Raw genomic sequence first — 14,136 nt, forward strand, 5'->3', positions numbered from 1 at the left:
AAAAAGAGCAGTTCCCAGGATTCACCTTGGGGACTGCTCTTTGCTTTACCTGATAATCACAACATTGATTTTCTCAAAGCTAACGCTGTAGATTAGGCCAATGATCACTTGCTCGCTTGTGCCCAGGCGTCCAGCTGCTTCTGCTTCTCCGCGATAATCTTGTCTAGACCCGCCGCTTTCATCTTGTTATTGAATTCCGGCAAGTTCGCGGCTGGGTCTAATGTACCTGTCTCCAATCCTACTCTGAACTGGTTCATCACGTTCGTGACGGCAGCTATTTCTGTTTTTACCGGGTTAGCGTCAAATGTAAAGCCCATTGCCTTCGAGCGGACCGCAGATTTGTTGAATGCCTGCATCTTCTCCCAAATCTGCGGATCTTCTCCTTCCCACACGTAAGAAAGATAATTATTACCTATTTCCCACTGATTGAACATATATCCGGTTTGCGTCGCTCCGTCAGGCATCGCGATCATACTTTCAGACTTCTTCACATAATGCTTACCCTCAATACCATTATCGAGGAGATTGACGATCGCCGGATCCGAATACATCAGATTCAAGAATTGCATCGCTTTGTCCGGATTGCCGCTGTTTTTCGAAATCGACATCATAAATGCAGTGATCCCACCGGTCGACGTAGTGGGTTTTGTCAATCTTACAGCAACCATTTCTTTGCCAACCGCTCTGGACTCCTGCACTTCATACCCTGGTTTCATGTTGGCGACATAACCGAACGCTTTATCCGATTTCACGAGATTTTGTCCGGTCTCCTGGGAGGTGGCAATATCTTTCAAAATATAACCTGACTGATACCATTTTCGGATCAAGGCCAATGTATCCACATATTCCTTCGTTTCGAAATAATTCTCGACTTTCAGATTATTATCCAATCCTGGCAGTACACCAAAACCGTCTCCAAGACTATCAAAAGAGGCACCCAACATCACATCTGCTACAGATTGTCCCTGAGTCTGCTGAACAAGCGGAGCGATTCCTGGTTCATTTTCTTTAATTGTCTTGAGTACAGGCTCTAGATCGTTAAACGTCTTAATCTGATTGACATCGATATGATATTTGTCGACAAGATCTTTACGCATGATAAAGCCGTAATCCCCCGCCAAATCTCTCATACTCGGAACGCCGTAAATTTTGCCGCTAATCTTCGTCCCATCAAGATATTCCTGCGCTACCGCTTTCTTGATGCCTTCACCGTACTTATCGATCAGCTCATCGAGAGGAAGCAGCTGACCTTTCGCAACTTGGGTATTGTAGTTAAATAATGAGGAGGAAACGATGAGATCGAGCTTCTCGCTGCCGGCCAGTAGCAGATTGATTTGCTGGTTCCACGCCGATATGTTGACCGCAGTTAATTTGACCGTTGCATTGATCTTTTCCTTCGTGATCTTATTAATCTCATCTTGAACAAGAGCGAGATCTGTCAAATTCCCAAAGGTGATAAACGCCATCGACAACTCGTACGGCTCAGACTTCTCCTGATTCGCGTTGTCTGTTCCTTGCGGCTCCGCATTCCCACACGCGGTTATCAGCGTAGACAATGCTAATACGCAGGCGAGCAGGCCAGCAGTCATTTTCCATTTCTTAAACACTCGAAATACCCCCTTGATTGTTTTCGTATGCTAACCGAATCGAAGGATTCGGAGATAGCCTTATCCTTTTACGGCACCAAGCGTAAGTCCTTTGACAAAATATTTCTGAAAAAATGGATAAGCGCAAATGATCGGAGCAATGCCAATCACCGCCATCGCCATACGAACGGTATCCAGCGGAATTTTCGACGTTGCCCCAGACTGGTTCGTTCCCAAGCTCGTCTTCTGCAAAAATTGGATGTCGCTTAAAATCCGATTCAACAAATTTTGAATGCTGAACAGCTTGGAATCGGTAATATAAATCAATCCGTTAAACCAATCGTTCCAGTAGGAAATCGTGAGCATCAGACCAATCGTCGCCATAATCGGTAAGGAGAGCGGCAGCACGATCCGGTAAAATGTTCTAAACTCGGAAGCCCCGTCAATAAACGCAGACTCAATAACCTGCGCCGGGATCGAAGTGATGAAGAAAGAACGAATGAGCAGAATATAAAAACCGTTGGTCAATAGTCCTGGCACAATAAGCGCCGCTATTGAGTTTTTGATATGGAAAATTTCTGTATATACCAGATACGTGGAGACAAGACCGCCATTAAAAAGCAATGTGAAAAATACGATAAAAGATAACACATTGCGAAGCGGCATATCTCTTCTGGACAACGGATATGCGATCAGGCAGGAAATCAGCAATCCGACTGCAGTTCCGACAACTGTAACGAACACCGTGATACCGTAAGACCTGAGCAATGAAGTGGCATCTGCTAACAAATAAGAGTAGGCGGCCCAGCTGAGTTTGCTTGGCAGAAGCGAATAGCCCTCCTGGATGATCACCTTTTCGTCGGTAATAGATGCCATGAACAACAGCAGAAAAGGGAACAGACATGCACAAGTAATGATCAGCAAAACGCCGTTAACAAACCATGGGTTCATTTGATTCGATTTCATAAATAGCTCGCACGCTCCTTTCTGCTAAAATAGCGCCTGATCAGGGTTTCTTTTGCGGACAACATAGTTCGAAATCATAACCAATACAAATCCGACAAGCGACTGATATAACCCGGCCGCGGATGACATGCCTATGTCTCCTAGCGTCATGAGCCCGCGATACACATAAGTATCGATAACGTCCGTTGTCGGCTGCAGCGGTCCGGAATTGAGCGGAACCTGATAGAAAAGGCCGAAGTCAGCGTAAAATATACGCCCGATGCCCAGAAGCGTCAAAATCGTAATGACAGGCATGAGCATGGGGATCGTAATCCCTCGAATTTGCTGCCATTTGCTCGCTCCGTCTATCGTAGCCGCTTCGTAATATTCGTGGTCAATTCCGATAATGGCAGCCAGGAAGATCACACAAAAGTATCCGACATTCACCCATATATTCACAATCGTCAGAATATAAGGCCAATATTTAGGCTCGGTGTACCATGTAATCGGATCTATACCAAATAGCGGCAGTACATGATGGTTGACAAACCCATTTTCGACATTTAAGAACGACAGCACCAAATACCCAACAATAACCATCGAGATAAGATAAGGCAGCAAGACGACACTCTGATAAAAACGTGCCATGAAACGATTTTTCACTTCATTTAGCAGAATAGCGAGCGCAACTGCAAGAACCATATTCATGACAATAAAAGCGCCGTTATACAGCAAGGTGTTCCGGGTAATAACCATGGCATCCGACGTCGCAAACAAATATTCGAAGTTTTTGAACCCGATCCAATCGCTCCCCCAGATTCCTTTGGTGTAATTAATATCTTTGAACGCGATAAATACGCCGAACATAGGCAAATAATTATTAATGACAAGGTAGATCAGAGCAGGCAAGATCATAAGAAATAATGCGCGGTAACGCTTTAGCTTCTTCATTGCGTTCTGAATGGCAGTCTGTTTCAAGCCGTTTCCTCTTTTCATTGTAATTTCACCTTATTGTAAGGGAGGGAGGAACACGCTGCTAACCAAAAAAACGACTCTTTGCTTTTGTTTATCCGACTTTCTTCGGATCAGATGATAAAAAAAGAAACCTATCCCGGGAGAGCGAAAGAGGCTTCATGGCTGATTACCGTTGTTGCGAATGTTTGCGGAATTCGATTGGATTCATACGGGTTGCGCGCTTAAAGATGGTGGAAAAATACGATAGATTGGAGTAACCGGACGTCAATGCAATGTCACTGATCGAGTTCACTGTAGTGGTCAACAGTTCCTTAGCGCATTCAATCCGCTGCTGCTGCATATAATCGGAAAGCGACATCCCTGTTTCTTTTTTGAACAGCCTCGTCAAATAGTCTGGATTCAAATACACGTAATTGGCAATATCTTTCCGGCTTAACGCCTGCTGCCCGATGTTTTCGGCGATATATTGCTTGACTTTCTCGACAATCGACTTGTTCTCCAACGCGGAATGCATATGATTCATCGCTGCTTCAATGACAAATTCGACCCACTCCTGAAGCGCTTTCAACGAGCGAAGCGCCGCTTCCGGCTTTTCCGTCAACAGGCTTTTCGAGAACACCTGATGCGCCTGTACTCCCTTGACATGCAGCACGAAAAAAATCATTTGCATGAAATCCTGATAAAAAATATGGAGCCATTCGGCGTTAATCCCGCCTTCTACATGCCGCAAGGAATCGAGATACCGCGTGACTTCCGCGAGCAGTTTATGCTTCGTTCCTTGCTTCATCATCTCCGCCCATTCCTTCATCTGCGGCAGCAGAATCGGCCCCCCGCTCTTTTTCATCTTGTTCAGGACGAACATCTCATTGGTCCGTGTCACATTGTTCGCATCGAGCTTCTGCAATTCGTGTACCATTCCCAACATCTCATGCGGTAAAACAGCTTCGCCGATATAACAGCAAAGATCGCAGTAAAAAAAACCACTGCAAGCGCCAATATATGCTTTGCATTGCTCTTCCATAGCGGCAGGCGTAGGCGTACCGGGCAGTTCTACGGGAATAACCGCCAGCAATTTACGGGCTCCAATCGATACAACCATCGCTTGGCGGACGTTACGGGCAATCTGCTCCTCCGCGGCATTTTGCAAAGCATATTCCATGATTCGTTCCTCGCGCGAGGACAGTTCTTTGTGCCAACGCTGAACCTGAATCAGAACCGGCAAGAAGCGCATCGACGCATGGAACCTAATATTTTGCTTTTCCAAATAAGCTTTCACTTGATCCGGCGTCGAAGGGATGGCCTGATGAATCAAATCTTGCCAGAACCGCTCCATCACCATCGGCTGATGCGCTTCCCACAGCTTGTAATAATGCCTGTAGATCTCTTCAAACGCCACGATTTCTTGATCTTTCCTGATTTTGTCCAATGCCTTTTCAAGGACGTTCTCCAATTCCTCATAGTCGACTGGCTTCAGCATATAATCGAAGCTGCCCAACTGAAGCGCCTGTTTGGCATAGGAGAAATCGGCGTGGCATGTTAGGAAAATCGTCTCCGTTCTTGGATACTGCTCCCTCACCCATGCCAGAAGATCCAGGCCGCTGCCTTGCGGCATTTCGATGTCGCATACCATCACATGTACCGGATGCGATTCGAATATTTCTCTTGCCTGCCTGATATTGTAGGCGACATGTACGGTGGCGATATTCAGCTGCTCCCAACGTACACCCGCCTGAATTCCCCGCACCGCATGGCTTTCATCATCAACGATAAGCGCGTGATACATGCAACATTCCCCTATTCTACTTAAGGATTCAAGGGCAACCGAATTTGCACCGTTGCACCTTTTCCAGGTTCGTTCGAAAACTGTATGCTTGCCTGCTGCTTATAGAGCAGTCTGAGTCTTCGTCTCACATTCCAGATTCCGATATGTTCGCCGTCGTGGCTGGGCGGATCAGCGTCCCGTCTCAACTGTTCCAACACCGCATCCGGAAAGCCCGCACCGGTGTCCTGTACGATAATATGCAACCTTTGATATTGAAAGGTCGAATCCGAATCCAGTTCAACATAAACATCAATTTCAGTCGGTTCATCCAAACTGACCGCATGCTTGATCGAATTTTCCACCAACGTTTGAATGATCAAAGGCGGTATAGGCCACTCCATCAGACGGTCCGGCGCCTCGATCCGATACGATAAATTGCTTGGAAACCGGAGCTGCTGAATCCGCAAATAGTTCCTTGTATGCCTCAGCTCTTCCTGCAGAGTTACGAAATTGGAGTTGCTGCAGTACATAAAACGAAAATAGTTGACTAGGCATTTGGCCATTTCCTGAATGACCGTGTAGTCTTTGACCGTAGCCAGATTGTAGATGATGTTGAGTGAATTCAGAAAAAAGTGCGGATTGATTTGCATCTGCAAATGCTTTAACTCGGCCTGCTGATGGTTCAGCTTTTCTTCATATACGTTGATTTTTAAATCGTGAATTTCTGTAATCATCCGGTTGAACGTCTCATTCATCATGTCAAACTCGGTCGAGGACGGCGTATGATGCAGGCGCACATCCCAATTCCCGGCCTTCAGCTTTCTCATCGCGGATACGATTCGATTCATCGGCAGCAGAAACACCTTTCTCATAAATATCAAGAATAGTGTTAGAAACAGGCAAGCTCCTATGGAAATCATCGAAACCATCCATTTCAAATACGGAAGCTTCTCCAGAATCGCGCTGTCCGGAATGATGGCGATGAGGTTAAAATTGCCTTTCGTTGAACGCTCGCCCATGACTAAATATTTCGTTTCAGTTCCAGCAAGATAATAGGGATCGGGCCCAAGCTGCAATTGGATGCTTTCTTTTTTAACCAACTCTTCATGATTCATCGGTTCTAGACGATCCGTAGCCAGCAGCGCCGCTCCCGACTGACCCAAATTAATAAGATTAAGTGGAATCATGAGTTTGTCTGCATTAACCCAGGCTCCGACGTAAACATTGTCAATTTGGACAATATGGAACACATAGTGCTTCTTCTCTCCACGGCTGACATACCAAGTCAAGTTATCGTATTTTCCGTTGTTCTCGCGAACGATCCCATGGATGAGACTCCGGACAGCCGTACGCTCTTCGTAACTGCTCTCCGGCAAAGGTGTTACGATCAACTCCTCGTTCATAGCAGAATAAATAAAAAACGAGTCCATCGTTTTGTAATGGCCGATATCTTTGGAAATCGTATCATATAATCGAAGCTTCGCTGTCGTGTACTGGTTGTAATTCTCTTGCGCGGAATACTCCAGATCCAACAGGTCTGTATTTCGCTCGGACAAATCGAACAAATAGTTGTCTACTTCCGCCAAATTGCGGTCAATATGTCCCATGTAAAGACTTAACATATTCTTATTTGAAAAGGCCACCTGGTTCCGCACGACGTCTATGGAATAATAGCTTAAGATGATCAATAATGTGATCAACGGGATCATAATAATAGAAATTCCAACAAAGATTTTAAAGCGCAATGAATTCAGGTATGGTTTGATTGGCCTCATATGTCATCATCCTAGGTCATTCTCGCATGGCGCTGCTCCAGCTTGCTCAGAACTTCCTTGGCCGCCCGTTCTCCGGTTTCGACAGCTCCATTAAAAAATTGTTGATACTGCAAAGACGTATGTTCACCGGCAAAGAAGCAATTGCCTTCTGGTTCACCAAATACCCCTCTGTATTTCGTGTATTGCCCTAATTTGTAGCAAGAGTACGAGCCTTTAGCCCATCTTTGGCCAGGCCAATAATCAAGCACCGCTTTTCCGTTCCACTTATCCGTCAATCCAGGCAAATCATGCTCCATCAATTGCAAAAATCGCGCTGCGTGATCGTGTTCAGAGCCTGTACCGAATTGATGACCGATGCTGCCACCCGTGAAGTTGACTAGAATTCCGGATTCGCCCGCTTGCGCTCTCGTTGCATCCCACGTATTCTGATATCCTCCGTTAGAGACAAAAGATCCGCTGCTGCTATGCGACATCCAGTGACGGTTCGTAAATTGCATTGCAAGTTTGGAGTTCGTGGACACACCCATTTCGGCAATCGCTTCCAGCTTCAAATCTCTGAACCCGGATCGGCTTAAATCAACATCGCGCAAAGTCGAAACCGGCAATGCAAGGATGACATAATCGGCCTGAACGCCGCGTCTTCTTCCGGAAAAATGCAGCGTATATGTCCCGTTGCCGTTCTGGACGAGCGCCTCCAAAGGCGACGACATCGTGATTTGTCCATCCAAATGGTCCGCCAAACTCTGAGGAATCAGATCATTCCCGCCTTGCACGCGGTACCTTTCGTCCCCATCGCTTCCAAACGGCGAAAAGTCATTCTCCGTCGCCGTACTCATGGCATATACCATGAGAAGCGCGCTTACTTCCGTGCTCTCCAAGCCAACGCTTGCCGTATAGGCCAATGCTACCGCTTTACCGAATTTTGAACTCATGCCTCCTGGAACGTAGGTGTTAATCCAGTCGACAATGGACATATGATCCAATTCATAACCGCGCGGCGTATACTGGTTGTACAGCGTTATATCGCCTGCTTCTCTTCGATCCTTCAGAAGCTGCGGTCGAATTTCCATAAACGCCTTGGCTAACATGTCGAACGGACAAATCGAGCCGTCAAGAACAATTCGGAAATCTCCTTCCTCGTATGCCCATAAATCGTCCATTTGCAGATTCAACTCGCCAATCAAATTCAGCAAAGCCGTATGACTAGAATTAATCAGTTCTCCCCCGTGCTCATAGCTCTGACCCTCGTTAAAGTCATTTCTTCCCGTCCAGCAGCGTCCGCCGACACGGCTGGAAGCCTCGTAGACTTGTGCATGAATACCCGCCTGCTTTAGACGGTAAGCCGCGCTCAATCCCGCAAGTCCGGCGCCTACAACCACGACACGCGGAGCGATAGGTGCTTTAGCCATGTTCTCTTTGGCCGAAGGTATTACCCGAGCTGTAGAAGCCTTAACCGTTTTTTGCAAAATCTCCCTTCGCGAGGCGCTCTTTTGAATCCGCTCCTCGATGACTTGTTCAACCGTGACATTTCTTTCAGACGCTTCGCCCGCAACATTGGCAGCCGAGTTCAATTGGCGCATGAAAGGCGATTTTGACATTTGATTCATCCTCCCCATGGCAACATGTAATAACAGAGGAGGCGAGCCCGCTCCGTATTTCGAAGCCCTCGCCCCCATTCGCTATATTCATTTCCCGTGTTCCGGTAAAGTATCTACTTGCTCACCGGACTTCCAAGCTGAGCGATCCCTAGCTCGATACAGTTCAGCACGTAATCGATTTGTTCGTACGAGATGATCGCCGGCGGCTCCAGACGAATGACGGTGGCGTTGTTGATCGTGCCGCCGACCAATATCTTCTGACCGAATAATTGTTTCGCCAGCGTATAACCAAGATGATTCTCGGCGAACTCCATCCCGATCAAGAGCCCCATACCGCGCACATCGACGAGAATATCAGCGTGGCGGGATTGAATTTCCTTGAGCTTCTTCAGCATGTAATCGCCTTTTTCCTTCGCCATTTGCGGAATGTTCTCATCCAGTATCGTATGGATGCCCGCGATCGCCCCGGCACAGCAGAGCGGATTGCCGCCAAACGTGGACGAACCGAGCAGGAACGGGTTCTCTTCCATCTTGCCCCACCACTTCCGTTTGGCGACCATGGCAGCGATGGGCATTACTCCACCGCCAAACGCTTTTCCGAGCGTCATAATGTCCGGCACGACATTCCAATGATCGACACCAAACAACGTCCCCGTGCGCCCCATGCCGGTCTGCACTTCATCAGCGATCAACAGACATTCATATTGGTCGCAAATTTGGCGCAACCGCGGTAAATAATCGTCTGGCGGAATATTGACCCCGCCTTCGCCCTGAATCGGCTCAATGATGACCCCAGCCACCGTTTCGCCGCTTGCGATCAGCATGCGAATCGCTTGCTCAACCGCGTCCGCATCTCCGTACGGCACGTGCTGAAAACCAGGAACAAGCGGAAGATACGGCTCGCGGAATTTAGCTTTCCCCGAAGCGGACAGCGAGCCCAGCGTTTTGCCGTGGAATCCGTTTTCCATTGTAATGAAATATTTCTTGCCTGTCGCAAGGCGAGCCAGCTTGATCGCCATTTCATTCGCTTCGGTTCCGCAGTTGACTAGATAAGAATGCTGCAGATCACCCGGCGTAATATAGGCGACTAACTTCGAGAGATAACCGCGCAGCGGATCAACCATCTCCTGGCTGTGCAAGGCGTAACGCTTCAATTGGGCTTCGACCGCCTGAACGACTTTGGGATGACGATGACCCAGTAAATATACGCCGTAACCGCCTAAACAATCGATATACTCGTCGCCCATCGTATCCCGAAATACGGCACCTTCGTCTTCCCACTCGACGACCGAGAAATCCGTGGAGACCGATTTACGATGCATCAGAATCGCTTTTGTGACATATTCCGAGAAATTATCAACCGAATCGGAGACAATCTTTTTTTTCTGATCTTCTGTGAGTGTGTCGCTCTCAATAAAGCCTAAAATTTCCTTTGCTAAATCCAATGCTTCTTCCTTCGTTTTGCGCTGCAAATCGATCACCCTTTTCATTAAATTTTACGAATCAACCGCTTGTAGTTCCTCCTGATATACGATCTCACCATCAATCATGGTCAGCAATACTTTGGTATCTCGAATCATATCTGCAGGAACGTCAAGCAGATTACGGTCCAATATAATAAGATCCGCGAGTTTTCCGACCTCGAGCGTGCCCAATTCCTGCTCTCTGAATACGCCGTATGCAGGACTGTAAGTGTACGCCTGCAGCGCTTCCGCTATCGTGATCCGCTCCTTCGGATTCCAGCCTTCCTCCGGCTGGCCGTCGTTGTGGATTCTCGTTACAGCCCGGTAAATCTCCAGCATCGGATTGATATGGACAACCGGATAATCGCTGCCAAATCCAACCTGTGCTCCGCTGTCCATCAGCGTTTTGATCGGCCATGTGTATGGCTCCCGCTCTTGGCCGAGACGGGCAAGATACGGATTTTCTACAAACTCCTGCGTCAACGCCATATGCTCCGGCTGCATCGATGCGATGACGCCGAGTTGGGCAAAGCGACCGATATCGTCTGGATGAATCACTTCAATATGTTCGATCGTATGGCGCGAATCTCTGGTGCCGTTGATGCGGCTCGCTGATTCGTAGCAATCCAAGCCAAGACGGACGGCACCATCTCCGCAAGCGTGCAGACGGATCCGGAATCCTTCTTTGTCTGCTTCAATGACCCATTCTTTTACTTTGTCCGGGTCTATTAACGTTTCCCCTCTCGTGTCGGGTCGGTCCGAATAAGGATCCACGAGAAACGCTGTATAGGTAGCAGGCACGCCGTCCAAGAACTGCTTTAGTCCGGAGAACTTCAATTTCCCCGAAGTGCAGGCTTCCCGCAGTCGGCGAGGACGTTCCAAATCGCCGTCTAAGGTTACCAAGAAGTGAATTCGCGTCGTTAACTGACCTTTTGCCTCCATTTCGCGGTACATATCCAGATCGCCGATTTCGTAGCCGGGAACGGGGAAAAAGTCGCTGATCGACGTAACCCCCAGCTTCACGGCTTGCTCAAAAAATCCGCAATACAGCGATTCCTTGCGGGCATGCGGCAGTTGAAACGCTTCCTGCGCAAGCGCCGTCGCTGTCTCGAATAATATTCCGGTAGGTTCGCCATCTGCATCCCTGTGAATTTCGCCATACGGCGGATCAGCCGTCTCTGACGTAACGTTAATCATTTCCAACGCCTTGCTGTTCACCCAAGCCGCATGTCCTTCAGCGCTAAGCAAGTAGACGGGACGATCTGGGATAAGCCGGTCCAGCGTGGAACGATGAGGAAGCTTGTTATTTGTCCAAAACGTATGGTACCAGCTAAACCCGAGAATCCACGGGTCGTCCGGCCTTGTATCTGCGAAAGCTTTTACCATTTCCGCAGCTTCCTCCTCCGAAGTCGCCTGCAGCAGATTCACGCTGGCGTAATGAAGACTTCCTGGCAATACATGAAGATGGAAGTCGTGAAATCCGGGCATGATCAATTGATCACCATAGGAGTACACTTGCGTATGAGGGCTGATCAGTCCCTCGATCTCCTCCATAGACCCGACAGCTATAATCCGGTTCCCTGCAATGGCTATAGCACCGGGTCGTGCCTTGTCTCCGGTACCGATATAAACAGCGTTGCTGGATACGACGATATCTGCCTTTTCATCCATGTTACCTGTCATCTTTCCTCACTCCGATTCTACATCGATTCTACATCTTCAAAATGCATCTCTGGAGGACGCTTGCTGAACACCTTCGTCATAAATAACAGATAAATCAGTCCGCAAGCGGCCCATATCGTTCCTAGTAACAATGCATGCTTGTCAAGATTCGTCCACAGCCAAATGTTAAACAATGCGCCGATGACCGGTAACAGCAAGTAACGTATTGTCTCCTTCGGAGAACGCTTGCGCTGTTTCACATAATAGTGAGCAATAACAGATACATTGACGAACGTAAATGCGACAAGCGCACCGAAGTTAATGAACGAAGTAGCCGTGACCAAATCTAGAAAGAGAGCCGACAAGGAAAATATCCCGATCAAAATGATATTGTAGACCGGTGTTTTGAACGCAGGATGGATATAGCCGAAGATTTTTCTAGGAAGGATGCCGTCTCTTCCCATCGCGAACAGAAGACGGGAGACGCTTGCATGTGACGATAAACCCGATGCGATGCCTGTTGTGACTAGTCCAGCCAAAAATAGGGAACTGAACAAAGTACCCCCGATATGTTCGGCAAGCTCAAGCGAAGCAGAATCCGGATTGGTGAATGCCGTGTAATCCGGGTAAACCAGATATCCGATATAAGATACGAGGATGAACCATAAGCCTCCGATAAAAGCTGTGAGCATCACCGCTTTAGGGATCGTCTTCTTCGCATCGATCGTTTCCTCGGAAAGCATGGTCACTGAGTCGAACCCTAAGAAAGAAAGGCAAAGAATGGACGCGCCGGCTAAGACATAAGCATACGAAACCTCAGGGTTAAAGAAGGGAAGCGCCGTCAGGAAAGTGCCTGTACCCATGCCTCCTGCCACCCCTTTGATGGAGAGCGCAATAAAGATAATGACAACCAATACCTGAAATAACACCAATACTGTATTTACATTCGTAGTCACCTTGATTCCCAAGATGTTAATGACGGTGAGAACAATGACCCAAAAAACAATCCACACCCACATTGGAATTGCTGGAAAAGCCGCCGAGAGATATATGGCATTCAGTAAAATATTTATCATCGGGAGGAATAAATAGTCCATCAGGATCGCCCAACCGACTATAAACCCAAGATGAGGACTGATTGATTTTTGTGTATACGTATAAGCAGAGCCAGATAAAGGATAAGCTCTAACCATCGGTCCGTAGCTATAAGCGGTAAACAACATAGCAATCAAGGCTACAATATACGAGGCTGGAAGCATACCATGCGAAATTTCTGAAGCTATCCCATAAGTTCCGAAAACAGTCATTGGAGCCATATAAGCTAGACCAAAAATGACTACGGGAAACAGAGTTAATGTACGCTTGAGAGAAATCTGATTTTGCAAAAGATTACCTCCTTGGTCGTGTACTTTTCGCATATAACAGCCTGATATTAGACTGAATTACCAAATTCACTCCTTTCCTGCCAAGCGAATGCCCAATTTTGGACAGACATCGCTCATTTGAAAACGTTTACATTTTCTCTTGTAGTATGCAGTCATTCATACTAGATCTCACTATCCAGCTTTTTGGTAATGGTCTATGCGCACATTATACTAAAATAACAGGATGGCAAATATGTACACGATGCAGGAAAAACAGACCTGCATATTCGTTCACGATAGGTAAAAGCAATCCTTCCTATTACCTGTCCTGATGCAAGTGAAACATTATGCTCTTCGAAGCCGTCTTTAGGGATGGAGGCGGTGGAAAAATGAAGAAAATGATCATGATATTGGGTGTCTTATTCCTCACAGCATGCTCTTTTCGAAGTGAAATGGTTTCAGTACAAACACATATCCCCCATTCCACTGCTTCTTCTGAGGCATCAACAACGTCCATTATCAAAGAGATTGAGACCTTGTATCTAAACCCATCGTGGTCTGTCTTTTATAAAGATGAAAACGCGCTAGAAGCTGCCGCAGATCTTGTGATTCGCGGAAAAGCAGCGTATCGAGTCAACGACACCTTCGTTGAAGGTGATATTTCCACGTATCACACGAATTCGCAAGTCATGATTCTTGATGTGATCAAAGCGGATTCCAATCCGATTAACGATACCATTATGGTCTCTCAGATGGGAGGAACGTTCGGGAACCTCCACGTGGTCTCGGCCGCGACCACCTTACTCACGGAAGATCAAGAGGTCGTTCTCTTCCTGCGCAGAACTAGCGAAGGCGTGTATCGACCGATCAATGAAGATGATGGCGTCTATGTCAAAGCAGGAGACGTATTCCAAAATATTGCGACGAAAAGCATACTGCGTACGGATTATTACACAATACAATAACACATTCGAAAAAGAGCAGTTCCCGTGATTCATCTTGGGAC

The 14,136-nt window shown here is 47.3% G+C and carries 10 protein-coding genes; 1 reads left to right on the forward strand and 9 read right to left on the reverse strand.

The genetic code is table 11. From position 1 onward, the window contains the following. Positions 1–104: 104 nt before the first annotated feature. The 9 genes from ACFQZR_RS24180 to ACFQZR_RS24220 form a co-directional block, all read right to left on the reverse strand. Positions 105–1,607 (reverse strand): ABC transporter substrate-binding protein, encoded by a 1,503-nt coding sequence (locus ACFQZR_RS24180; RefSeq protein WP_379350650.1) that lies wholly within the window; start codon positions 1,605–1,607, stop codon positions 105–107. Positions 1,608–1,667: 60 nt separating this feature from the next. After that, positions 1,668–2,552 (reverse strand): carbohydrate ABC transporter permease, encoded by an 885-nt coding sequence (locus ACFQZR_RS24185; RefSeq protein WP_379350652.1) that lies wholly within the window; start codon positions 2,550–2,552, stop codon positions 1,668–1,670. A 24-nt stretch (positions 2,553–2,576) separates the two neighbouring features. Beyond that, on the reverse strand, positions 2,577–3,527 hold the full coding sequence (locus tag ACFQZR_RS24190) for an ABC transporter permease (protein ID WP_379350654.1): 951 nt from the start codon (positions 3,525–3,527) through the stop codon (positions 2,577–2,579). Positions 3,528–3,672: 145 nt separating this feature from the next. Then, the gene (locus ACFQZR_RS24195; protein ID WP_379350656.1) at positions 3,673–5,289 is read right to left on the reverse strand and encodes a response regulator; all 1,617 of its coding nucleotides are present in this window, start codon (positions 5,287–5,289) and stop codon (positions 3,673–3,675) included. Between the two features lie 20 nt (positions 5,290–5,309). Then, positions 5,310–6,890 (reverse strand): sensor histidine kinase, encoded by a 1,581-nt coding sequence (locus ACFQZR_RS24200; RefSeq protein WP_379350658.1) that lies wholly within the window; start codon positions 6,888–6,890, stop codon positions 5,310–5,312. A 164-nt stretch (positions 6,891–7,054) separates the two neighbouring features. Next, complete coding sequence (locus ACFQZR_RS24205) at positions 7,055–8,641, reverse strand: flavin monoamine oxidase family protein (protein ID WP_379350661.1); 1,587 nt, start codon at positions 8,639–8,641, stop codon at positions 7,055–7,057. A gap of 113 nt (positions 8,642–8,754) precedes the next feature. Then, on the reverse strand, positions 8,755–10,131 hold the full coding sequence (locus ACFQZR_RS24210) for an aminotransferase class III-fold pyridoxal phosphate-dependent enzyme (RefSeq protein WP_379350663.1): 1,377 nt from the start codon (positions 10,129–10,131) through the stop codon (positions 8,755–8,757). 6 nt (positions 10,132–10,137) lie between these two features. After that, positions 10,138–11,787, reverse strand: a complete 1,650-nt coding sequence (locus tag ACFQZR_RS24215; protein ID WP_379350665.1) for an amidohydrolase — start codon at positions 11,785–11,787, stop codon at positions 10,138–10,140. A gap of 17 nt (positions 11,788–11,804) precedes the next feature. Next, on the reverse strand, positions 11,805–13,151 hold the full coding sequence (locus tag ACFQZR_RS24220) for an APC family permease (protein ID WP_379350668.1): 1,347 nt from the start codon (positions 13,149–13,151) through the stop codon (positions 11,805–11,807). A gap of 368 nt (positions 13,152–13,519) precedes the next feature. Between ACFQZR_RS24220 and ACFQZR_RS24225 the strand changes: the two genes are divergently transcribed. Continuing rightward, positions 13,520–14,095 carry a hypothetical protein gene (locus ACFQZR_RS24225; protein ID WP_379350670.1) on the forward strand — a complete coding sequence of 192 codons (576 nt, stop codon included), beginning with the start codon at positions 13,520–13,522 and terminating at the stop codon, positions 14,093–14,095. Positions 14,096–14,136 lie beyond the last annotated feature (41 nt).

Source organism: Paenibacillus sp. GCM10027629, assembly GCF_042676425.1.
Classification (GTDB): Bacteria; Bacillota; Bacilli; order Paenibacillales; family Paenibacillaceae; genus Paenibacillus_K; species Paenibacillus_K terrigena.